Annotated in this window: 22 protein-coding genes; 8 read left to right on the top strand and 14 right to left on the bottom strand. The window is 71.8% G+C overall.

Annotated elements, in window-relative coordinates; genetic code table 11:
• Window positions 1-189 precede the first annotated feature (189 nt).
• Window positions 190-1,173 carry a 4-hydroxy-3-methylbut-2-enyl diphosphate reductase gene (locus tag AC0AIB_RS23025; RefSeq protein ID WP_328340104.1) on the bottom strand — a complete coding sequence of 328 codons (984 nt, stop codon included), beginning with the start codon at window positions 1,171-1,173 and terminating at the stop codon, window positions 190-192.
• A 129-nt stretch (window positions 1,174-1,302) separates the two neighbouring features.
• On the opposite strand from AC0AIB_RS23025, the gene xseA reads away from it, so the two are divergent.
• Window positions 1,303-2,529 (top strand): exodeoxyribonuclease VII large subunit, encoded by a 1,227-nt coding sequence (xseA, locus tag AC0AIB_RS23020; protein WP_328340106.1) that lies wholly within the window; start codon window positions 1,303-1,305, stop codon window positions 2,527-2,529.
• Complete coding sequence (locus AC0AIB_RS23015) at window positions 2,526-2,738, top strand: exodeoxyribonuclease VII small subunit (protein ID WP_328340108.1); 213 nt, start codon at window positions 2,526-2,528, stop codon at window positions 2,736-2,738. The genes xseA and AC0AIB_RS23015 overlap by 4 nt, the downstream gene beginning before the upstream one ends.
• 80 nt (window positions 2,739-2,818) lie before the next feature.
• On the opposite strand, the gene AC0AIB_RS23010 is transcribed toward AC0AIB_RS23015, so the two are convergent.
• The 3 genes from AC0AIB_RS23010 to AC0AIB_RS23000 all read right to left on the bottom strand — a co-directional run bounded on the left by AC0AIB_RS23010 (window position 2,819) and on the right by AC0AIB_RS23000 (window position 5,374).
• Complete coding sequence (locus AC0AIB_RS23010; protein WP_465097461.1) at window positions 2,819-3,556, bottom strand: alanyl-tRNA editing protein; 738 nt, start codon at window positions 3,554-3,556, stop codon at window positions 2,819-2,821.
• 133 nt (window positions 3,557-3,689) lie between these two features.
• Complete coding sequence (locus AC0AIB_RS23005) at window positions 3,690-4,535, bottom strand: hypothetical protein (RefSeq protein ID WP_328340110.1); 846 nt, start codon at window positions 4,533-4,535, stop codon at window positions 3,690-3,692.
• A gap of 254 nt (window positions 4,536-4,789) precedes the next feature.
• A complete protein-coding gene (locus AC0AIB_RS23000; RefSeq protein WP_328340112.1) occupies window positions 4,790-5,374 on the bottom strand; it encodes a DUF4245 domain-containing protein in 585 nt (194 codons plus the stop codon).
• A 156-nt stretch (window positions 5,375-5,530) separates the two neighbouring features.
• Between AC0AIB_RS23000 and glpX the strand changes: the two genes are divergently transcribed.
• Both glpX and AC0AIB_RS22990 read left to right on the top strand, forming a co-directional pair.
• Window positions 5,531-6,562 (top strand): class II fructose-bisphosphatase, encoded by a 1,032-nt coding sequence (glpX, locus tag AC0AIB_RS22995; RefSeq protein ID WP_328340114.1) that lies wholly within the window; start codon window positions 5,531-5,533, stop codon window positions 6,560-6,562.
• A complete protein-coding gene (locus tag AC0AIB_RS22990; RefSeq protein ID WP_328340116.1) occupies window positions 6,559-7,530 on the top strand; it encodes a DMT family transporter in 972 nt (323 codons plus the stop codon). Before glpX ends, AC0AIB_RS22990 begins: the two co-directional genes overlap by 4 nt.
• A 20-nt stretch (window positions 7,531-7,550) precedes the next feature.
• Here the strand turns inward: AC0AIB_RS22990 and AC0AIB_RS22985 are convergent, their stop codons facing one another.
• The gene (locus AC0AIB_RS22985; protein ID WP_465097460.1) at window positions 7,551-8,510 is read right to left on the bottom strand and encodes an NAD-dependent epimerase/dehydratase family protein; all 960 of its coding nucleotides are present in this window, start codon (window positions 8,508-8,510) and stop codon (window positions 7,551-7,553) included.
• Between the two features lie 141 nt (window positions 8,511-8,651).
• On the opposite strand from AC0AIB_RS22985, the gene AC0AIB_RS22980 reads away from it, so the two are divergent.
• Window positions 8,652-9,338: a TetR/AcrR family transcriptional regulator gene (locus AC0AIB_RS22980; RefSeq protein WP_328340120.1), complete on the top strand. Its 687-nt coding sequence runs from the start codon at window positions 8,652-8,654 to the stop codon at window positions 9,336-9,338.
• 96 nt (window positions 9,339-9,434) lie between these two features.
• On the opposite strand, the gene AC0AIB_RS22975 is transcribed toward AC0AIB_RS22980, so the two are convergent.
• The 6 genes from AC0AIB_RS22975 to AC0AIB_RS22950 form a co-directional block, all read right to left on the bottom strand.
• Window positions 9,435-10,403: an NAD(P)/FAD-dependent oxidoreductase gene (locus tag AC0AIB_RS22975; RefSeq protein WP_328340122.1), complete on the bottom strand. Its 969-nt coding sequence runs from the start codon at window positions 10,401-10,403 to the stop codon at window positions 9,435-9,437.
• A gap of 117 nt (window positions 10,404-10,520) precedes the next feature.
• The gene (locus AC0AIB_RS22970) at window positions 10,521-11,174 is read right to left on the bottom strand and encodes a rhomboid family intramembrane serine protease (protein ID WP_328340124.1); all 654 of its coding nucleotides are present in this window, start codon (window positions 11,172-11,174) and stop codon (window positions 10,521-10,523) included.
• 114 nt (window positions 11,175-11,288) lie between these two features.
• The gene (locus AC0AIB_RS22965) at window positions 11,289-11,990 is read right to left on the bottom strand and encodes an aggregation-promoting factor C-terminal-like domain-containing protein (RefSeq protein WP_328340126.1); all 702 of its coding nucleotides are present in this window, start codon (window positions 11,988-11,990) and stop codon (window positions 11,289-11,291) included.
• Window positions 11,991-12,279: 289 nt separating this feature from the next.
• Window positions 12,280-13,695, bottom strand: coding sequence for a PhoH family protein (locus AC0AIB_RS22960; protein WP_328340128.1), 1,416 nt, complete (start codon window positions 13,693-13,695; stop codon window positions 12,280-12,282).
• 345 nt (window positions 13,696-14,040) lie between these two features.
• Window positions 14,041-14,454: a hypothetical protein gene (locus AC0AIB_RS22955; RefSeq protein ID WP_328340130.1), complete on the bottom strand. Its 414-nt coding sequence runs from the start codon at window positions 14,452-14,454 to the stop codon at window positions 14,041-14,043.
• Between the two features lie 31 nt (window positions 14,455-14,485).
• A complete protein-coding gene (locus tag AC0AIB_RS22950) occupies window positions 14,486-14,830 on the bottom strand; it encodes a hypothetical protein (RefSeq protein WP_328340132.1) in 345 nt (114 codons plus the stop codon).
• 264 nt (window positions 14,831-15,094) lie between these two features.
• On the opposite strand from AC0AIB_RS22950, the gene AC0AIB_RS22945 reads away from it, so the two are divergent.
• The 3 genes from AC0AIB_RS22945 (at window position 15,095) to otsB (ending at window position 16,965) form a co-directional block, all read left to right on the top strand.
• Entirely contained in the window at window positions 15,095-15,535 is a 441-nt protein-coding gene (locus AC0AIB_RS22945; protein ID WP_328340134.1) for an XRE family transcriptional regulator, read from the top strand.
• Between the two features lie 162 nt (window positions 15,536-15,697).
• Complete coding sequence (locus tag AC0AIB_RS22940; RefSeq protein WP_465097459.1) at window positions 15,698-16,051, top strand: hypothetical protein; 354 nt, start codon at window positions 15,698-15,700, stop codon at window positions 16,049-16,051.
• Between the two features lie 89 nt (window positions 16,052-16,140).
• Window positions 16,141-16,965: a trehalose-phosphatase gene (gene otsB, locus AC0AIB_RS22935; protein WP_328340137.1), complete on the top strand. Its 825-nt coding sequence runs from the start codon at window positions 16,141-16,143 to the stop codon at window positions 16,963-16,965.
• A gap of 77 nt (window positions 16,966-17,042) precedes the next feature.
• On the opposite strand, the gene AC0AIB_RS22930 is transcribed toward otsB, so the two are convergent.
• The 3 genes from AC0AIB_RS22930 to AC0AIB_RS22920 all read right to left on the bottom strand — a co-directional run bounded on the left by AC0AIB_RS22930 (window position 17,043) and on the right by AC0AIB_RS22920 (window position 20,675).
• The gene (locus AC0AIB_RS22930) at window positions 17,043-17,813 is read right to left on the bottom strand and encodes an isoprenyl transferase (protein WP_328340138.1); all 771 of its coding nucleotides are present in this window, start codon (window positions 17,811-17,813) and stop codon (window positions 17,043-17,045) included.
• Window positions 17,814-17,926: 113 nt separating this feature from the next.
• On the bottom strand, window positions 17,927-18,790 hold the full coding sequence (locus AC0AIB_RS22925) for a hypothetical protein (protein WP_328340140.1): 864 nt from the start codon (window positions 18,788-18,790) through the stop codon (window positions 17,927-17,929).
• A gap of 40 nt (window positions 18,791-18,830) precedes the next feature.
• Complete coding sequence (locus tag AC0AIB_RS22920) at window positions 18,831-20,675, bottom strand: phosphoenolpyruvate carboxykinase (GTP) (RefSeq protein ID WP_328340142.1); 1,845 nt, start codon at window positions 20,673-20,675, stop codon at window positions 18,831-18,833.
• Window positions 20,676-20,813 lie beyond the last annotated feature (138 nt).

The following is a 20,813-nucleotide window of genomic DNA, read 5'->3' as shown; positions in this document are numbered from 1 at the left end:
CACCCACCCACGCCAGCCCGCCCCACCGCCACGCCCGCCCCACTGGCCCCGGTGATCAAGAGAAATACGTCACGATTGATCTCCACGGTGACGCAGACCTCTTGATCACCGGGCCCGTCTCGCTGAAGGTGTTTCCGGCGATCTTGGTTAGTAGGTTTCGGGGGGGGAGCGGGCGCTGAAGGTACGGCGTCAGCCGCGGGCGGCGGCCTTCATGTCGCGCTTGAGCTCCTGGGGCAGCGAGAAGGTCAGTCGCTCGTTGGCGGTGACCACCTCGTCGACGTCGGTGAAGCCCCGCTCGGCCAGGTAGGCAAGCACCTCCTGGACCAACTCGTCGGGCACGCTCGCCCCGGAGGTCAGGCCGACGGTGGCGGCACCGGCCAGCCAGGCGTCGTCGATCTCGTGGGCGAAATCGACCAGGTGCCCGGCGCGGGCCCCGGCGTCCAGGGCCACCTCGACGAGGCGTACCGAGTTGGACGAGTTGCGGGAGCCGACCACGAGCACCACGTCGCAGTCGGGGGCGATCTCCTTGACCACGTGCTGCCGGTTGGAGGTGGCGTAGCAGATGTCGTCGCTGGGCGGCGACTGGAGCAGCGGCAGCCGGGTCTTGAGCCGGGCCACCGTCTCCAGCGTCTCGTCCACCGACAGGGTGGTCTGGGAGAGCCAGACGACCTTGCTCGGATCCCGCACGGTGATCTTGTCGGCGTCGTCGGGGCCGTCGACCAGCTGGATGTGGGCGGGGGCCTCGCCTGCGGTGCCGATGACCTCCTCGTGCCCCTCGTGGCCGATCAGCAGGATGTCGTAGTCCTCGGCGGCGAACCGCTTGGCCTCCTGGTGCACCTTGGTCACCAGCGGGCAGGTCGCGTCGATCGCCTTGAGCGAGCGCACCTTCGCCTGCTCGTAGACCTCGGGGGCGACGCCGTGCGCCGAGAAGATGACGGTGGCGCCCTCCGGCACCTCCTCGTTCTCCTCCACGAAGATCGCGCCCTGGGCCTCCAGGGTCTGCACCACGTGCTTGTTGTGCACGATCTGCTTGCGGACGTAGATCGGAGCGCCGTAGAGCTTCAGCGCCTCCTCGACGGTCTGCACCGCCCGGTCCACCCCCGCGCAGTAGCCGCGGGGCTTGGCCAGGAGCACGCGCTTGCCGGTCTTGGGGGTCGCCTCAGCCTCGGTCACCCACCCATCGTACGTGCCGACATCTCCGACGACAGGGGCTGCGACCCGTACCACAGCGGGGGTACGGAGCCGGTGGACCGGCGGCCCGGCAGCGCGCGGTTCGTCGGAGCCGGACCGTAGGGTGGGCGGGTGACCGACGCCCCCCGCAGCACCCCCGAGGAGCCCTGGCCGGTCCGGGTGGTCAGCCAGAAGGTCGGCGCGTGGATCGCCAGGCTCGGCTGGGTCTGGGTCGACGGGCAGGTGGCACAGATCAGCCGTCGGCCGGGAGCGGGCACGGTCTTCCTCACCCTGCGTGACCCGTCGGCCGACCTCAGCCTCACCGTCACCACCAACCGGGACGTCCTCGACGCCGGCGCCCCCGAGCTGCGCGAGGGCGCCCGGGTGGTGCTGCACGCCAAGCCGGAGTTCTACGCGGCCCGGGGCACGCTGAGCCTGCGGGCCGACGAGATCCGCCAGGTCGGGCTCGGTGAGCTGCTGGCCCGACTGGAGAAACTCAAGAAGCTGCTCGCCGCCGAGGGGTTGTTCGACAGGTCCCGCAAGCGCCGGCCGCCGTTCCTGCCACAGCGGATCGGCCTGATCACCGGCCGGGCGTCGGCGGCCGAGCGGGACGTGCTGACCAATGCCCGGCGGCGCTGGCCGGCAGTGGAGTTCCGCACCGTCAACGTGGCGGTGCAGGGGCCGGGTGCGGTGTCGCAGATCGTCGACGCGCTGCGGGTCCTCGACGCCGACGAGACCATCGACGTGATCATCCTGGCCCGGGGCGGCGGCGGCATCGAGGATCTGCTGCCCTTCTCCGACGAGGCGCTGTGCCGGGCTGTCTTCGCCTGCCGTACCCCGGTGGTCAGCGCGATCGGCCACGAGACGGACGCCCCGCTCGTCGACTACGTCGCCGACGTCCGCGCGTCCACTCCGACGGACGCGGCCAAGCGGGTCGTCCCCGACCTGGCCGACGAGGTACGGCTGATCGGTCAGGCCCGGTCCCGGCTGGAGCGGGCGGTGCGCAACCTGGTCGACCGGGAGTCGCACCGGCTGACCCTGCTGCGGTCCCGGCCGGTGCTGGCCCGCCCACAGGTGATGGTCGACCAGCGGGCCACCGAGGTGACCGCGTTGCGTGACCGGTCGACCCGCAGCCTGACCCACCGGCTCGGCGCGGCCACCGACGACCTGCGGCACACCCTGGCCCGGCTGCGTGCGCTCTCCCCCGCCGCCACCCTCGATCGGGGCTACGCCATCGTGCAGCGGGCCGACGGGCACGTGGTCCGGGCGGCCGGCGAGGTGGCCCAGGGCGACCCGCTGCGGGTACGCCTCGCCGAAGGCGAGCTGACCGCGACCGTCGAGGAGATGAGGACGACATGAGCGAGCGCAAACCCGACGAGCGGCTCAGCTACGAGCAGGCCCGCGCCGAGTTGGCCCAGGTGGTGGAGCGGCTGGAGGCCGGCGGCACGTCGTTGGAGGAGTCGCTGGCGCTGTGGGAGCGCGGCGAGCAGCTCGCCGCGGACTGCCAACGTGCCCTCGACGGCGCACGCGCCCGGATCGACGCCGCCCGGTCCACCGCGGAAGCCTGACCCGGCCCCGCCCTCGACGGACGGGCCGCACCCGCTGCCGGCGGAGCGGGTGCGGTGGCCCGTGCCGGCGCAGCGGTGGGTCAGCCGGCGAGGCGGATGCGTACCCGGCGGTTCTGCTTGCCCTTGCTCTCCACCTTGACGATCTGCAGCCGCCCGACCTGCCCGATCGAGGCGACGTGGGTGCCACCGTCGGCCTGCACGTCGAGGCCCTCGATGTCGACGATCCGGACCTCCTGCTCGTCCGGCGGGATCAGGTTTGTCTGGGTGCGCACGATGTCGGGGATGGCCAGCGCCTCGTCGCGCGGAAGCACCCGGACGGAGACCCGCCGGTCGGTGGCCAGCTCCTTGTTGACCGCCTCCTCCAGCAGCCCCTTGAAGCCCTCGGGGACCTGCGGCAGGTTGAAGTCCATCCGGGCCTCGCCCGGCTCCATGTTGCCGCCGGTCACCAACGCGCCGAAGTCGCGGAACACCACCCCGCAGAGCACGTGCAGCCCGGAGTGGGTACGCATCAGGGTGAACCGGCGTTCGTCCTCGATCGCCCCCTGCACCTCGGCACCGACCGGTGGCACCGGGTCGCCCTCGGCGGGGATCAGGTAGAGGTCGTCACCCTTGTGGGTGCCGACGATCCGGGTCTGCACCCCCTGCCACAGCAGGACTCCGTGGTCCGGTGGCTGGCCGCCGCCGCCCGGGTAGAAGGCGGACCGGTCCAGTACGACGCCGAGCTCGGGATCGACGTGCACGACCCGGCAGGTCCACTCGCGCAGCGAAGGATCGGCGAGGTCGAGACGTTCGGTGCGTCCGTGGTGGGAGATGCCCATGAAGGCGCAGCGTACTCCCGGTCGACGGGCGCCGTGGGTCCCGCAAGGCCCGACATCGACCGCCGGTCCGGGACGACGCTGGACGTGCCGGCGGCGGGGTGGGCCCCGACCACCCCGCCGCCTGACGGACGACTCAGTTGAACAGGTTGTAGAGCTCCTGCGGCGCCTCGACCACCTGGTCGGAGGCGGGCTTCTGGGCGGCGGTGGCGCTGCCGTAGTCGGAGTAGGTGATCTTGATGTCCTGGGCGGCGGTCTGACCGGCGGCCGGGATCTGGACCACCATCTCGCTGAGCCGGCCCTGCGGGTCCAGCTTCGCGGTGAACGGCACCGACTGCGCCTGGGCGCCCAGCGCGGTGATCACCGTCGGGTCGACCGAACCGGCCTCGGCCGCCTTCGACACGTCCAGGGTGCCGGCGTAGCTGCCCTCGCCGGTCTGCCGTACCTCGGTGATGCCCTGGGTGAGCACGGCGCTGCCGGCCGGGTCGACCTTGTCGAAGTCGAAGCCGAGCGACTTGTTGCCCTTGATCCGGGTCTGGTCGAGGTGCTGGTACTTGCCGAGGCTGAGCTTCTGCGCACCGGGGATGCTGCTTGCGGACTTGCCGCCGAGGTCCAGCTTCACCCAGCTGTCCGGCTTGGCGTGGATCACGTCCAGGTTCATCATCAGGTCCGAGGACGCGTCACCGATGCTCAGCTTGATCTGGGCGCTCTGGCTGGGCTGGTGCACCTGCCCCTCGGCGGTGGAGCCCACCCCGGTCATGGTGAACCGGAAGTTGCCGTTGCGGATCTCGTTGGTGGAGTTCAGCAGGGCCTGCTTGGCCTCGGAGGTGCCGGGCGAGGCGCTGCCCGAGGCGGCGCTGCCGGAGACCGTCGGGGATGCGGAGGCCCCCGCCTCGCCGCTTCCGGAGTTGTTGCAGGCGGCCAGGCCGGGGGTGAGCAGCGCCGCGGCGAAGACCGCCGTGCTGAAACGTCGAATGGTCACGTCAGGCTCTCCAGTCGGGTCGTCCGGTCCCCGGCGGGTGCCGGGGCGTGGCGCCGCGGGCGTGACGCTCTTTCGCGCGGCGCGCGGTCCCCGCCCGGTCGCGCCCGGCCCGGGGTCGCGTCCCTTCTGTTCCCGGACGTCGCCTTCCGCAATCCACCCCGGCGTGAATCACCCGTACGCCCGGGCGTGGAGCACCCGCCCGACCTGGCTTGGAGCACCCGCCCAACCCGGCGTGGTCACCGCCCCGCCCCTGGTCAGCGCAGTGCGCCGGCCAGCTCGCGCAACTCGTTGTCCCTGGCGTCCCCGACCACGATCACCGTACGGTTCGGTTCGAGCAGCACCAGGGCCTGCTCGTTGCCCCGCCCGGTGTACCGCTGCCAGTTCGCCCCGCCCAGGTCGGCCGGCCCCTGCGGTTGCCCCGCTGCGGTCAGCTCGGCCGGGAGCAGTCGCTCCGGCGGCACGTTGCTCTGCACCAGCTGGGCGCCCCGCCCCTCCGGAGTGAGATAGCCCACCCGCAGGTTCGCGCCGCCCTCGACGGTACGGAAACTGGCGCTCACCGTACGCCAGCCGGAGCCGAGCCCGGACGGCTCGGTGACCGGGAAGACGTTCGCGGCGCGGGCCTGCTCGTAGGCGGGGGTGGCGTCGACGGTGGTCGGCTGCTCGCCACCGAGGAAGCCCCGGTAGAAGGCGAGCAGCAGGGCGATCGGGACCAGCAGCACCAGCAGGGACAGCGCCATGTCCTTCGGCGACCGCTCTGAGCGGGGTTTCTCCACCCGACCGGCACCCGCCGGCGGGGTCGGCTCGGCGGGTACGCGGTCGGCAGGCTGTGCGGGCTCCACCGGCCCATTCTCGCAGCCGCCCGGTGGAGCGATCCCGCCCACCATCGCCCCGCCCCGTCTCCGGACCTGGCATCGTGTGAGGATCAGCGACAAAACCGGCCGGGGCGACCGAGCCCCTGCCGGTCCACCCCGCACCGTCGCGAGGAGGAGGCCGCCATGACGAACACCAGGACGCGGATCCCACAGGATCTCGACCGCAACCTCGCCCTCGACCTGGTCCGGGTCACCGAGGCCGCGGCGATGGCCGCCGGCCGGTGGGTCGGCCGGGGCGACAAGGAGGGTGGCGACGGGGCAGCCGTCGACGCCATGCGCAAGTTGATCAACTCGATCCAGATGCGCGGCGTCGTGGTGATCGGCGAGGGCGAGAAGGACAACGCCCCGATGCTGTTCAACGGCGAGGAGGTGGGCGACGGCAGCGGCCCCGAGGTGGACGTGGCGGTGGATCCGGTCGACGGCACCACGCTGATGAGCAAGGGCATGCCCAACGCGCTCGCGGTGCTGGCCGTCTCCGAGCGGGGGGCGATGTTCGACCCGAGCGCCGTCTTCTACATGGAGAAGCTGGCCGTCGGTCCGGCGTACGCCGACGTGGTGGACATCGAGGCCGGGCCGGCGGAGAACATCCGGCGGATCGCCAAGGTCAAGGGCACCGACGTCGCCGAGGTCACCGTCTGCGTGCTGGACCGTTCCCGGCACGAGGATCTGGTGGACGAGATCCGCCGTACCGGGGCGGGCATCCGGTTCATCTCCGACGGCGACATCGCCGGCTCGATCGCCGCCGCCCGGGGTGAGTCGGGCGTCGACGTGCTGATGGGCATCGGCGGCACCCCGGAGGGGATCATCTCCGCGTGTGCGCTCAAGTGCATGGGCGGGGCGATGCAGGCCAAGCTCTGGCCGCGTGACCCGCAGGAGCGGGAGAAGGCGCTCGCCGCCGGGCACGACCTGGACCGGGTGCTCGGCACCGACGACCTGGTCACCGGGGACAACTGCTTCTTCGTGGCGACCGGGGTCACCTCCGGTGACCTGCTGCGCGGGGTGCGTTACCAGGACGGCGGGGCGTACACCCAGTCGATCGTGATGCGGTCCAAGAGCGGCACCATCCGGGTGATCGACTCGTACCACCGGTTGGAGAAGCTGGCCCTCTACTCGGCGGTGGACTTCGACGGCAGGCCCCTGGCAGAGCAGGAGTGACCGCTACCGGCACGGCGACCCCACCCGTCCTGTCCACCTCCCGCCGGATCGCCGGGATCGGCCTGGCGACCGCCGCCGGCGTCGGGGTCGCCGTCCAGTCCCGGATCAACGGCGAGCTGGGCGTACGCCTGGCCGACGGGATCGCCGCGGCGGTGGTCTCCTTCGGCCTCGGGCTGCTGGTGCTGCTGGTGCTGGTCCCCGCCCTGCCCGCCGGGCGACGTGGGCTCGCCGAGCTGCGCGGGTCGTTGCGCTCCGGCGCGCTGCGCCCCTGGCAGTTGCTGGGCGGGGTGTGCGGGGCGTTGCTGGTCGCCACCCAGGGGCTCACCATCGGGGTGCTCGGCGTGGCGGTCTTCACCGTGGCGGTGGTGGCCGGGCAGTCGGCCAGCAGCCTGGCCGTGGACCGGGCCGGTATCGGACCGGGCGGGCGCCAGCCGGTGACCGTGGCCCGGTTGGCCGGCGCGGTACTGACCGTGCTTGCCGTGTTGTTGGCGGTCGGTGACCGGCTCGGCGACCCGGGCACGCTGGCGCTGGCCCTGCTGCCGTTGCTCGCCGGGTTGGGCCTGGCCTGGCAGCAGGCGGTCAACGGCCTGGTCCGGGCGGCGTCGGGCAGCGCGCTCACCGCCACCCTGGTCAACTTCGCCGTCGGTACGGCGGCCCTGCTTGTCGCCTTCGGTGTGGAGGTGGCGGTCCGGGGCGGCCCCGGTGGCACCCTGCCGACCGAGCCGTGGCTCTATCTGGGTGGCCCGATCGGCATCGTGTTCATCACTGTCGCGGCGGCGATCGTCCGCTTCACCGGGGTGCTGCTGCTGGGGCTCGCCACCATCGCCGGTCAGGTCGTCGGGGCCGTCGCGCTGGACGTGGTGCTGCCCACGGCGGCGTCGCACCCTGGGCCGGCCACCCTGGCGGGTGCGCTGCTCACCCTGGTCGCGGTGCTGGTCGCGGCGCTCGGCCCGGCACCCCGGCGCTGACCCGCGACCCGCACCGAGGGTCAGCGGGCCGCACCGGCACCCGACGCGACCGGCGTGCCGGTCGACGCGGTGAGCGTGCGGACGGTCGTGGCCAGCGCCTCGTCCAGCGGGGTCGCTGTGATGCCCAGGGTCGCGGTGGCCGCCGTCGAGTCCATCACGAAGGGCCTGGCGAACTGGTGCGCGGTCTCCCGCAGCTCACGGGCGAACGGGTCGGTCAGACCCCCGAGCCAGAGCAACGGGTAGGGCACCCGGGTCAGCCTCGGCGTGGGGGCGTCGGCCAGCTCCGCCGCCCGGCCGGCCAGCTCGCGGGCGCTGACCGCCGGGGTGCTGGGCACGTGCCAGGCCCGTCCCCAGGCCCGCTCGTCGGTCGCGGCGGCGACCAGGGTGCGCACCACGTCCCCGATGTACGTCCAGGTGTGCGGGGCGTCCCAGTTCACCGGCAGGAAGACCCGTTGCCCGGCGAGCACCTTCGGCAGCATCAGCATCGGCAGGGAGCTGCCATCGGCACCGAGGTAGTCCGAGCCGCGCACCTCGGTGATCCGGGCCCGGCCGGCGCGGTGGGCGGCGAGCGCGTCGGCCCACATCCGGTTGCGGACCCGCCCCTTGGTGCCGGTGGCGGCGAGCGGGGTGTCCTCGGTCATCGGCGCGTCGACCGGGCCGTACCCGTAGAGGCAGCCGACGGTGGCGAGCACCGCGCCGGTGCGCTCGGCGGTGGTGAGCAGCGCGGCGGCCAGCGGCGGCCAGTCGGTGGCCCACCGGTGGTAGGCCGGGTTGGCGCAGTTGTAGAGGGCGACCGCTCCCCGGGTGAGGGCGGTCAGCCGGTCGGTGTCGGCGGCGTCGGCGGCGATCCGCTCGATCGCCGGGTGGGCGGGGCCGGTGCCCCGTCGGGTGACCAGGCGGACCTGTTCGCCCTGCTCGGCGAGGTGGTGGGCGGTGGCGGTGCCGACCGGACCGGCACCGATGATCACGTGCAGCGACATGGGAACACCTTTCGGAGCGGGGGACTGAATCGAGAGCACTGCTCTCGTTCAGCTGCGTCCAGCATGGCCCACTGCCACCTCATCGTCAAGAGCAGTGCTCTCTCTTTTGATTGCCGCTCTGAACCGTGGCAGAGTGAGGTCATGCCGGCTTCCTCGATCCGCGCCCGGGTCCGTGCCGAGATGATCGACGAGATCAAGGCGGTGGCCCGTCGCCACCTCGCCACCGACGGTGCCGACCTCTCGCTGCGGGCGGTCGCCCGGGACATGGGCATGGTCTCCTCCGCGATCTACCGCTACTTCCCGAGCCGCGACGACCTGCTCACCGCGCTGATCATCGAGGCGTACCACGCGCTCGGCGACGCGGTGGAGGCCGCCGACGCCGCCGCCGACCAGGCCGACCTGCGCGGACGCTGGCACGCCGCCTGCCGCGCCGCCCGCGCCTGGTCGCTGGCGCACCCCGCCGAGTACGCCCTGCTCTACGGCAGCCCGGTCCCCGGGTACGCCGCTCCGGTCGACACCGTGCTGCCCGCCCAGCGTCCACCGCTGACCCTGATCGGCATCCTCCGCGACGGGATGGCCGACGGCCGGCTCACCCCGCCCGACGACGAGCTGCCCGAGCCGGTCCGCGCCGACCTGGCCGAGGTCGCCACCGGTCTCTTCCCCGGTCTGCCCGCATCCCTGCTGGCCCGGGGCATGGCCGGCTGGACGCAGCTCTTCGGGCTGATCAGCTTCGACCTCTTCGGTCGGCTGGATCCGGCCCTCCCGCACCGGGACGCCTATTTCGACCACCAGACCGGCCTGATGGCCGACCTGATCGGCCTGCCCTGACCCGGGCCGGTGCCAGGCGGCCGGTGCCAGGCGTTTCGCCGGGCCGGGCCGACCCGGCACCCCCGGCGGATCGGCCGGCACCGGCGTGGACGCCGGTCAGCCGGCGTCGGAGGAGTGGCCGGGGAAGAGGTGGGCCGCCGGGTCGATGGCCACTGCGGCGTTGTTGACGGCGGTGGCGGCCTCACCGAAACCGGTGGCGATCAGCCGTACCTTGCCCGGGTACTCGGTGATGTCGCCGGCGGCGAAGACCCGGGGGAGGTTGGTCGCCATCGCGCTGTCCACCACGATGTGCCGCCGGTCCAGGCGTAACCCCCACTCGGCCAGCGGGCCAAGGTCGGCGGTGAAGCCGAGGGCCGCGACGACCGTGTCGACCGGCAGGGTCTCCGTCGCGTCACCCCGTACGGTGATCTCGGCGGCGGTCACCGTGTCGTCGCCGTGCAGCCGGGTCACCTCGGCGTTGACCACGACCCGCACCGGTAGCGACAGCACCCGGGCCACCGTCCCGGCGTGCGCCCGGAACCGTTCGCGACGGTGCACCAGGGTCACCGAGCGGGCCAGCGGTTGCAGGGTCGCCGCCCAGTCGAACGCGGAGTCGCCACCGCCCACGATCAGCACGTCCCGGTCGGCCAACCCGGCCGGCTCCGGTACGAAGTAGACGATCCCGCCGCCGAGGAAGTTGTCCGCGACCGGCAGCGGGCGCGGGGTGAAGCTGCCCAGCCCGCTGGTGACCACCACCGCGCCGCAGCGCAGCTCCTCACCGCCGGCGAGGCCGAGCACCGGTCGGCCGTCGATGTGGGCGAGCTTCTCGGCCCGGGTGCCGAGCAGGTATTCCGGGTGGTAGGGCGCGGCCTGGGCGACCAGGTTGGCCACCAGGTCACGCCCCTTGATCGCGGGGAAGCCGGCGACGTCGAGGATCAGCTTCTCCGGATACATGGCGGTGATCTGCCCGCCCGGCTCGGGCAACGCGTCCACCACCGCCACCGACAGGCCCCGGAAACCCGCGTAGTACGCGGCGAACAGCCCCGCCGGGCCGGCTCCGATCACGGCGACATCGACCTCGCGCATGGGCGTACCGTCGCTTTCCGCTGGCGATCAACGCGTGCTGATGCCGACGTTAGGCGTGCCGACCCGATCGGGCAAGCATGTCCGGGCGCTGCCGTGTGCCGGGCGGGTCGCCGGCGCTCAGGAGGTCAACGTGGACTCCACCCGGTACTCCCCGTACGGGTCGTACGGGCGACGACGCCGGAACAGGATCGCCGCGACCACCCCGCCGAGCAGCCCGAACAGGTGACCCTGCCAGGAGATCCGCTCGTCGGTGGGGAGGATGCCGAGCAGTTGCCAGCCGTAGAGCAGGCCGACCAGCAGCACCACCGCGAAGTTCCACCAGCTGCGTTCGACGATGCCCCGGGTGAGCAGCAGGCCGAGGTAGCCGAAGATCACCCCGCTGGCCCCGACGACCACCGAGTCGGGCGAGCCGGTGAACCAGACGCCGAGCCCGCTGACCAGGATGATGACCAGGGTGGACCAGAGGAACCGGCGGACGCCGGCGGCCAGCACGAAGGTGCCGAGCAGGATCAGCGGGATGCTGTTGCTGTAGAGGTGGTCGAAGCCGTGGTGCAGGAACGGCGAGAAGAACACCCCGTCGAGCCCCTGGATGCGGTGCGGGATGATGCCGGCGGCCACGTCGAGCCCGAAGCCGAGCCCCTGGTCGAGGGCCTCGATGAGGAAGAGGAACGGCACCACCGCGCACATGGCGACGAAGGCCCGGCCGAGGGACGCGTAGAACGCCTCGGTGCCGAACCGGTCGGGGTCGCCGCCCGTCGGGTGCAGGGTCACCCCACCATGGCTATCAGCATTCCGCGGCAACCGCCACCTCGGTCCCGCGCCACCGGGGGTACGACGACGGCGGGGCGGATGGTCGCCCACCCGCCCCGCCGTCGTGGTCGTCGATCAGTACCAGCCGGAACTCTGGCTCTTGGCCCAGGCTCCGCACGGGTTGTCGTACCGGCCCTCGATGTAGCCGAGGCCCCACTTGATCTGGGTGGCCGGGTTGGTCTTCCAGTCGCTGGCGACCGAGCTCATCTTGGTGCCCGGCACCGCCTGCGGGATGCCGTACGCCCCGGAGGAGGAGTTGCTGGCCTTGGGGTTCCAGCCGCTCTCCTTGGTCCAGAGCTTGTCCAGGCAGGGCATCTGGTCGATCTTGAAGCCCTCCTGCAACAGCATCGCGCAGCCGGTCTTGCGGTGACCGCTGTACGAGCTGCACGAGGCGGGGATCGGGCCGGCGAACGACTTGATCTTCGAGTCCGCCTCCTTCTCCTTGGCCTTGGCCTCCGCCTCGCGCTCCTTCTTGCGCGACGCCGCGGCGGCCTCGGCGGCCTTGGCCCGCTGGGCGGCCTCCTTCGCCGCCGCGGCGGCCCGCAGCCTCGCCTGGTATTCGGCGGCCCGCTGCTTCGCGGACTCCCGCCGGTGGTCGGCCTGCCGGTCACGCTGGTAGTCGTACTCGGCCTGGTCGACCTGGAGGCCGACCTGCGCGGTCAGGCCCTGTTGCTGGGTTTCCCGGTCTTCGCCCAGATAGAAACCGCCGGCAACGCCCACGGAGAGCAGTGCGACAGCGGCCGTACGGGCGCCGAACCGGCTCCACAGCCGACTCACGAAGTCGTCCCTTCGTCGGGGGCAAGGACGCGGCGCGGACCGGCCCGTTGACGGGCGCGGTCGTGCCACGAGCGCCCCGACCTCGGCCGGTCGCCACCGACGTTCCGGCAGAGCGGCGGCGGCCCGTCCGAAGATGGGACGAACGTTCACCAATGACCCCACCGGGACGTGGGCGCTCGTGGGACACCATCGCGCACAGTGAGGCCGATGGGAAACCCGGTACGCAAATTGTGACCTGCGCCACAAAGTGAATGCGGACGATGCGGGGTGGAGTTCACCCCTGGACAGGTCAGCCCGGAATGTCCTCCAACAGATCCGTCACCATCGCCGCGATCGGGGAGCGTTCGGACCTGTTCAACGTGACGTGCGCGAAGAGCGGGTGGCCCTTCAACGCCTCGATCACCGCCGTCACCCCGTCGTGCCGGCCCACCCGCAGGTTGTCCCGCTGGGCGACGTCGTGGGTGAGCACCACCCGCGAGCCCTGCCCGATCCGGGACAGCACGGTGAGCAGCACGCCGCGCTCCAACGACTGCGCCTCGTCGACGATGACGAAGGCGTCGTGCAGGCTCCGCCCCCGGATGTGGGTCAGCGGGAGGACCTCCAGGATGCCCCGCGAGGTGACCTCCTCCAGCACGTTCTCGTGCACCACCGCGCCGAGGGTGTCGAAGACGGCCTGCGCCCAGGGCGACATCTTCTCCGACTCCGAACCGGGCAGGTAGCCCAACTCCTGGCCGCCGACGGCGTAGAGCGGCCGGAACACCACCACCTTCTTGTGCCGGCGGCGCTCCATCACCGCCTCCAGCCCGGCGCAGAGCGCCAGCGCGGACTTCCCGGTGCCGGCCCGGCCGCCCAGCGACACGATCCCGATCGACTCGTCCAGCAGCAGATCCAGCGCGATCCGCTGCTCGGCCGACCGGCCGTGCACGCCGAACGCCTCCCGGTCGCCCCGGACCAGCCGGACCGTCTTGTCGGGCAGCACCCGGCCCAGCGCCGAGCCCCGGGTGGAGTGCAGCACCAGTCCGGTGTGACAGGACAGTCCGGCGGCGGCGTCCAGGTCGAGGCAGTCACCGGCGTAGAGCCGGCCGATCTCCTCCTCGCCCAGCTCCAGCTCGGCCATCCCCGTCCAGGTCGGATCGCTTGCCTGACCGTGCCGGTACTCGTCGGCCCGCAGACCGACCGAGGCGGCCTTGACCCGCAGCGGCATGTCCTTGCTGACCAGGGTCACCTCCCGCCCCTCGGCGGCCAGGTTCAGCGCCACCGACAGGATCCGGGCGTCGTTGGACTCGTTGCGGAAACCCGGGGGCAGGACGCCGTCGTCCGAGTGGTTCAGCTCCACCTTGAGCGTGCCGCCGGACTCGTTGGCGGGCACCGGATGGTCCAGCCGACCGTGCCGGACCCGAAGCTCGTCGAGCATGCGTAGGGACTGGCGGGCGAACCAGCCCAGCTCCGGGTGGTGCCGCTTGCCCTCCAGCTCCGAGATGACCACGAGGGGCAGGACCACCTCGTGCTCCGCGAAGCGGTGGAAGGCCGCCGGGTCGGAGAGGAGCACCGACGTGTCCAGGACGAATACCTGGCCTGCTGGTCCGGGCTCCTCGGGGCCGGGCGGAGCGGCGGCCGTCGTACGGCGGCTCCGGGTGGATCGGCGGGTCGTGGCAGTCGCGGCCGGGATCTGGTCGACACCGGCGGGCGTACGGCGAGTCGTCACAGGCCTGCTCCGACGGACGGGCATCCGCCGTCCGCGTTCCGCCTCCTCCGGTGCCCGGGGACACGGGGTCGGATGCGGAACCCCGTGCGCGAGGTCGCAGATCCGGGCTGGCCGGCTGACCCGGGAGAACCCCGGGTCATGCCTAGACGCTAGCGGCGTCGGGCCGCCGCGGCTAGAGGGCGGACCAGGATCTCCCCGGCCGGGTGGTCACCGTCGGCGGACCGGCCGGGATGCGGCCCCCTGCGCGCATCCCGGCCGGTGGGACCGCGTCACCGTCTCCGACGCGGTCTGCGTCGGTACCCGTCCGCCGCGGACGTCGTACCGACGCGTGCCGGCTCCTGCGGTTCAGCCCGGCCGGCGGACCAGGGTGCCGGTCGGATGCCGACCGGTGACCGGGCCCGGTGGGGCCACCACCGGGCGCTGCGGAGCCGCGACCGGGCCCGGCGCAGCGGCGAACGAGGAGCCGGTGTACGTGGTGCCCTGGCGGACCGCCGGGGCGGGCAGCCCTGAGGTCGGGTGCGGTACGGCCGGGGGAAGCGCGGCGGGGGGCGGCACCGCCGGGGCGGCCAGGGCCGAGGCGAGCACCGCCTGGGCCTCACGTCGACGCCGGTTCCAGGCGCCGCGGTCCCCGTCGAAGTAGCCCTGCCGGTAGCCGAAGCGGTACCCGATCCGGTAGCTGAGCTGACCGTGCAGGCGACCGGCCGCATAGCTGGTGGCGCCCAGGACGAGCACGAGGAACAACGCGAGGAAGGGGCTCATCGGGCGGCTCCGGCGGGCCGCGTCGGCCGGGTCACCTGTCCTCCGGCTCGACCGGGCTCGGATCGACGACCAGCAACCGTTCCAGGTCCTCGGTGCTGACCTCCTCGACCAGCTCGACGCTGATCCGGCAGCCGTCCAGCACCACCTCGGCCATCGAGGAACGGCGGATCTCGCCACCCGCGTCGTAGACCCGGACGCTCATCTCCGGGCAACCGAGGTGGGCCCGCCAGGCGTCCCACTCGTCCCGGTCGCCGACGCTCAGTGACAGGTAGCGGCAGCCCCGGGCGAGGTAGAGCCGCCAGGGTGCGCTCAGTCCCGCGGCGACCCCCTCCGCGATCAGGCCGAAGGCCTGGGACCGGGTCGCGAGTTCGGTCACCACACACCCCTCGTACCGGGGGCGTTACGCATACGCGCAAAGATCGTCTCAAGCACGAGACACACCGTAGATTGTCCCATGAGCGTGACAGTATCAGCTTTTCGTCCGGTTTCCCCCGACCTGAGATACGGCTATTATGCCCAGGTAATGACCTATGCGCGGGCCGCCGACGACCGGCAGACCGCGCCATGAGGGCGTCTCATATGCGTGACAAAGATCCGCCCCGGACAGGCCGGACGGGCGCTCCGGTCGTACCGTCACGGGGTGACCGAGACCGCCCCCGCCCGGAAGATCGCATTCGCCACCTTCATTCGCCGGGCACTCGACGACGCCCGGGCGATGCGGGCCTGGACCGGCACCGAGGTCTCCCGCCGCACCGGCGTCTCCCGACAGACGATCAACCGGTGGGTTCGCGGCGACTGGGCCAGCGACCCGGAGGCGGAACGGGTGGTGGCCTTCTGCGAGGGACTGGGCCTGAACCCCGCCGCAGCCTTCGCCGCTCTCGGCTGGGACCGGGCCGCCGCCCCCCGGGGCACCGCCAACACTCCCCCGATGGACCCGGACGTGGAGGCACTGCTGCGCCGGCTGGTCGATCCGGCGGTGTCGGACGCGGAGAAGTTCCACATCCGGGAAACCATCCGTTACCTCGCATACCGCCCCACTCTCCCGGTGGATGTCCGAAATGGCGGCGAGCAGGCCGGGTAGTTCCTCAGATAGCGAAAGAACGCCTGAGTAGACCTGATCGTTTCCCTCCCGGGGCCGCAACGGGCACGCTAGCGTCCGTATTCGTACTGCTTGGGCTCGTCGTCGGCGGGGGGACGGGCAAGGCCGAACTCAGCCCTGCGGGACAGAAGGAGGGGTCTGTCCATGACCCTGAAATGGGGGGCGGTCCTGGTCGCGGCAGTGTCCCTGACCGCCTGCGTGACCGCGAACCTGATGGCCGCCGTGGGGGCAGGCGAACAGATTCCCCTGGTCGTCAACCTCTTCGCTCTCACCACCGCCGGCACCGCCGTCGTCCTGGCCGTGGTCGCCGAACTGCACGCCCGGCTCGACGACCGGGTCAGCGCACTCACCGAGTTCCTGGTGGCGCGGCTCAACGAGATCGAGCACCGCACCGGCGACCGGAACACCGGCTTCGTCGAGGGTTACCTGCTCAACCAGGGTCGGCAGGCCACCGTGGTGCCGTTGGGACGGCGCGGACGGGGTGCCGCCGAGCAGTGAGGACATTCACCGACGGCGTATCCCGACGGTGTCAAGAAGCCATTCCGAAGCCACGAATCAGCCATCACCCCCGGGGTACGCTGTCGCCCGTGCCGCCGTTGAATCTGGGTAACCAGCAGCCGCAGACCCCGCTGGATGCTGAGCACGCCTGGCGTACCACCGCCGAGCGGGCCGCCGACACCGTCCTCTTCTTCGACTTCGACGGCACCCTCGCGCCGGTCGACGACGATCCCACCGCGGTACGCCCTGCACCGAAGGTGCTCGCCGCGCTGGAAGCCCTCGCCCCGGTGGTGCAGCGGGTGGCGATCGTCTCCGCCCGACCCGTCGACTTCCTCCGTGACCACCTCGGCGGCCTCACCGGAATCGACCTCTACGGCCTCTACGGCCTGGAGCACAGCCACTCCGGCGGCGAGACCGTCACCGAACCCGCCGCGCTGCCGTGGGTGCCCACCATGGCCGAACTCGCCGACCTGGCCCGCGCCGAGCTGCCCGCCGGGGCGCTCGTGGAGTTCAAGCGGCTGAGCGTGGCACTGCACTGGCGTACCGCGCAGCAGCTCGGCCCGGCGGTCGAACAGTGGGGGCGGGCGCAGGCCGAGCGGCTCGGGCTCAGGGTGCAGGCCGGCCGGATGGTGCTGGAGCTCAAACCCCCCGTCGACCGGGACAAGGGGCTGGTCATCGGCGAGGTGGTCCGGGACGCCGGCGGCGCCTGGTACTTCGGCGACGACGTCTCCGACATCAAGGCGTTCGCGGCGCTGCGCGCCAGGTCCGCCGCCGACCCGAGGTTCCTCGGCGTCTGCGTGGCGGTGGCCAACCCGGAGACCGGTCATGAGGTCGCCGAGGCCGCCGACCTCACCATCGACTCACCCGCCGCGCTTGGTGACTTCCTGACCCACGCCCTGCGCCACCTCACCTGAACGCGACCCCACCTGGCCGCGACCCCACCTGGCCTCGTCTGACCGGCGGAGGCCGCGTCTGACCGGCGGAGCTGTGGTCAGGTGCCGTAGCGGCGTTGGCGGGTGCCGTAGGAGCGCAGGGCGCGCAGGAAGTCGACCCGGCGGAAGTCGGGCCAGTTGAGTTCGCAGAAGTAGAACTCCGAGTGCGCCGACTGCCAGAGCATGAAGCCCGACAGCCGCTGCTCGCCGCTGGTCCGGATGATCAGATCCGGATCGGGCAGGCCCCGGGTGTAGAGGTGCTCGGAGATGTGGTCGACGTCCAGCGACTCGGCCAGCTCCTCGATGGTCCCGCCCTTGGCGGCGTGCTCCACCAGCAGTGACCGGACCGCGTCGGCGATCTCGCGCCGTCCGCCGTACCCGACGGCGATGTTGACCTGCGCGCCGCCGGTGCGTTCCCGGGTGCGTTCCTCGGCGGCCTTGAGCGCCTGGGCGTGCTGCGTCGGCAGCACATCGAGCGCGCCGACCATCCGCAGCCGCCAGGGGTTGCCCTGCTCGGCCAGCTCGGTGGTCAGGTCCTCGATGATCTGGAGCAGCGGATCCAGCTCCTCCGCCGGCCGGGACAGGTTGTCGGTGGAGAGCAGCCAGAGCGTGACGTGGCCGACGCCGGCCGTGTCGCACCAGCGCAGCAACTCCTTGATCCGCTCGGCGCCCATCCGGTGCCCGTCGTTCGGGTCGACGAAGCCCATCTCCCGTGCCCACCGGCGATTGCCGTCGCACATCACGCCGACGTGCCGGGGCACCGGTCGACCCGCGAGCCTGGCCGTCAACCGGCGCTCGTAGACGGAGTAGAGAAGTTTCCGCAGAGTCATCACCCTTGAGCCTAGCGACCCACCCCCACCCTCAGTGCCTCGGACGCCGCACCTGCACCGTGATCAAGAGAAATACGTCATCCACCGGCCGTCCGATGACCGAAACCTCTTGATCACCGGGGTCCGTCCTCTCCGGTGCGGGTGGCTCGGTGGAGGGCGTAGAGGGTCAGGGAGGCGGCTGCCAGGAGGGGGGCGCCGTCGCGGATCAGGCCGTCCAGGCCCAGCAGCCACCAGCAGAGGGGAAGGTTGACCGCGAGGACGCCCAGGGTGATCGCCACCAGCAGGCGGCGGGCCCACGGTCGGCCACGCATCAGGAACGCCGTGCAGAACAGCACCAGGTAGCTGACCACGATGCCGGCACCGAACCAGAGCAGCACCACAGGTACGGCGGCGAGTCGGCCGTCCAGCACCGCGCCGCCGGCCACCAGGGCGGGCACCAGCGTCAACGGGCTGTACGTGAAGGCGGCCACCCGGCTGGTGAGCAGCCAGCCGGTGACCTGGGGGCGTTTCGGGGCGACCTCCCGCCAGGTGATCGTCCCGCCCTCGACCACCAGACCCTTGCGGTGCCGTACCAGGTGCCCGGCGACCGCGTCCGAGCGGTAGAGCAGCACGACCACGGCGACGCAGAGCGCGGTGAGGACGGCGAAACCGAGCAGGCCGGGCAGCGGTGGGACGCCCTGCCGGGGCACCACCAACCGGCCGACCGCGAAGACGGTGGTCACGGCGAGGATCAGCCCGAACGGCTTCGCCCCGGCCCGCCCCCGGTTCACGTGCCCGATCAACACCAGGAAACCCAGCGAGCGCAGCATCGCCCAGCCGGTGCGTACCGCCAGGCCGAACTCCTGCTCCGGGGCGTACCACCAGTTGAGCAGCTCGACCACGACGGTGGCGGCGGCGGTCGACGCGAGCAGGGTGGTCAGCGCCCGGACGGCGGACGGCCGCCGGACCTGCGGGGTGGTCACGGCGGCCGTCCTCATGACTTCCGGTGTTGCCCGGCACGGGTCACCGGCACACCTGTTACTTCTGCGGCTGTTCCGCGTCGAGCCGGGCCCGCAGCGCGTCCAGCTCCGACCAGAGGACGGCGGGGAGCTTGTCACCGAACTTCTCGAACCACTCGGTGACCAACGGCAGCTCGTCGCGCCACTCCTCCGGGTCGACCTTCAGCGCGATCCGGACGTCCTCCGGGGTCATGTCCAGTCCCTCGACGTCCAGCGCGTCGGCGGTCGGGACCATGCCGACCGGGGTCTCCACCGCGTCGGCGGTGCCCTCGATCCGCTCGACGACCCACTTGAGCACCCGTGAGTTCTCGCCGAAGCCCGGCCAGAGGAAGTTGCCCTCGGCATCCTTGCGGAACCAGTTCACGTAGTAGATCCGGGGCAGCTTGGCGGCGTCCCCGTCGACGCCCTTGCCCATCTCGATCCAGTGGTTGAAGTAGTCACCGGCGTGGTAGCCGATGAACGGCAGCATGGCCATCGGGTCGCGCCGCACCACACCTACCGCGCCGGACGCGGCGGCGGTGGTCTCCGAGGAGAGCGTCGCCCCCAGGTACACCCCGTGCACCCAGTCCCGGGCCTCGGTGACCAGCGGGATGGTGTCCCGGCGACGACCGCCGAACAGGATCGCGTCGATCGGCACCCCGTTGGGGTCGAAGTACTCGTCGGACAGGATCGGGCACTGGGTGATCGGGGTGCAGAACCGGCTGTTCGCGTGGGAGGAGAGCTGCTCGCTCTGAGGCGTCCAGTCGTTGCCCTTCCAGTCGACCAGGTGGGCCGGCGGCTCCCCCATCCCCTCCCACCAGATGTCCCCGTCGTCGGTGAGGGCGACGTTGGTGAAGATCGAGTTGCCCCGGTCCAGCGTCCGCATCGCGTTGGCGTTGGTCTTCCAGTCGGTGCCCGGGGCGACCCCGAACAGGCCGTACTCCGGGTTGACCGCGTAGAGGCGGCCGTCGGAGCCGAACCGCATCCAGGCGATGTCGTCGCCGATGGTCTCGACCTTCCAGCCGGGGATGGTCGGCTCCAGCATGGCCAGGTTGGTCTTGCCGCAGGCGGAGGGGAACGCGCCCGCCACGTGGTAGACCTTCCCCTGCGGCGAGGTGATCTTCAGGATCAGCATGTGCTCGGCGAGCCAACCCTCGTCCCGCCCCATCACGCTGGCGATCCGCAGCGAGTAGCACTTCTTGCCGAGCAGCGAGTTGCCGCCGTAACCGGAGCCGTAGGACCAGATCTCCCGGGTCTCCGGGAAGTGCGAGATGTACTTCGTCTCGTTGCACGGCCAGGCCACGTCGGACTGGCCGGGGGCGAGCGGGGCGCCGATGGAGTGCAGCGCGTGCACGAAGTCGGCGTCGTCACCCATCGCGTCGAGCACGCTGGCGCCCATCCGGGTCATGATCCGCATCGAGGCGACCACGTACGGGCTGTCGGTGATCTCGACGCCGAACATCGGGTTCTCGGCCTCGACCGGCCCCATGCAGAAGGGGATGACGTACATCGTCCGGCCGCGCATCGCGCCCCGGTAGAGGTCGGTCATCGTCCGCTTCATCTCGGCCGGCGCCATCCAGTTGTTGGTGGGGCCGGCGTCCGCCTCGTCCACCGAACAGATGAACGTGCGCTCCTCGACCCGGGCGACGTCCGTGGGGTCGGTGCGGGAGTAGAACGAGTTCGGCTTCTTCTCCGGGTTCAGCCGGACCAGGGTGCCGTTGTCGACGAGTTCGTCGGTGAGACGCCGCCACTCCTCGTCGGACCCGTCCACCCAGACAACCCGGTCCGGCGTGGTCAGTTCCGCGATCTGCCGGACCCAGGCGAGCAGCTTGGGGTGGGTCGTGGGGGCCTGATCGATCCCCCGCACAGTAGCCGGAGCAACCATGACTCATCTCCTTGTGGTCGACGCTGACCGATTTATGGGATGCACGAGTCTCGGCGGACGCGGGCCGCGTCGCCTTCGTGGAAACCTGGGATTGGCCTCAGCGTAAACCGGGCGGACCTGCGCGTCAGTGGGACTGGT

It is taken from the genome of Micromonospora sp. DSM 43699 (genome assembly GCF_055517075.1).
This window is presented reverse-complemented; position numbering and strand designations above follow the sequence as displayed.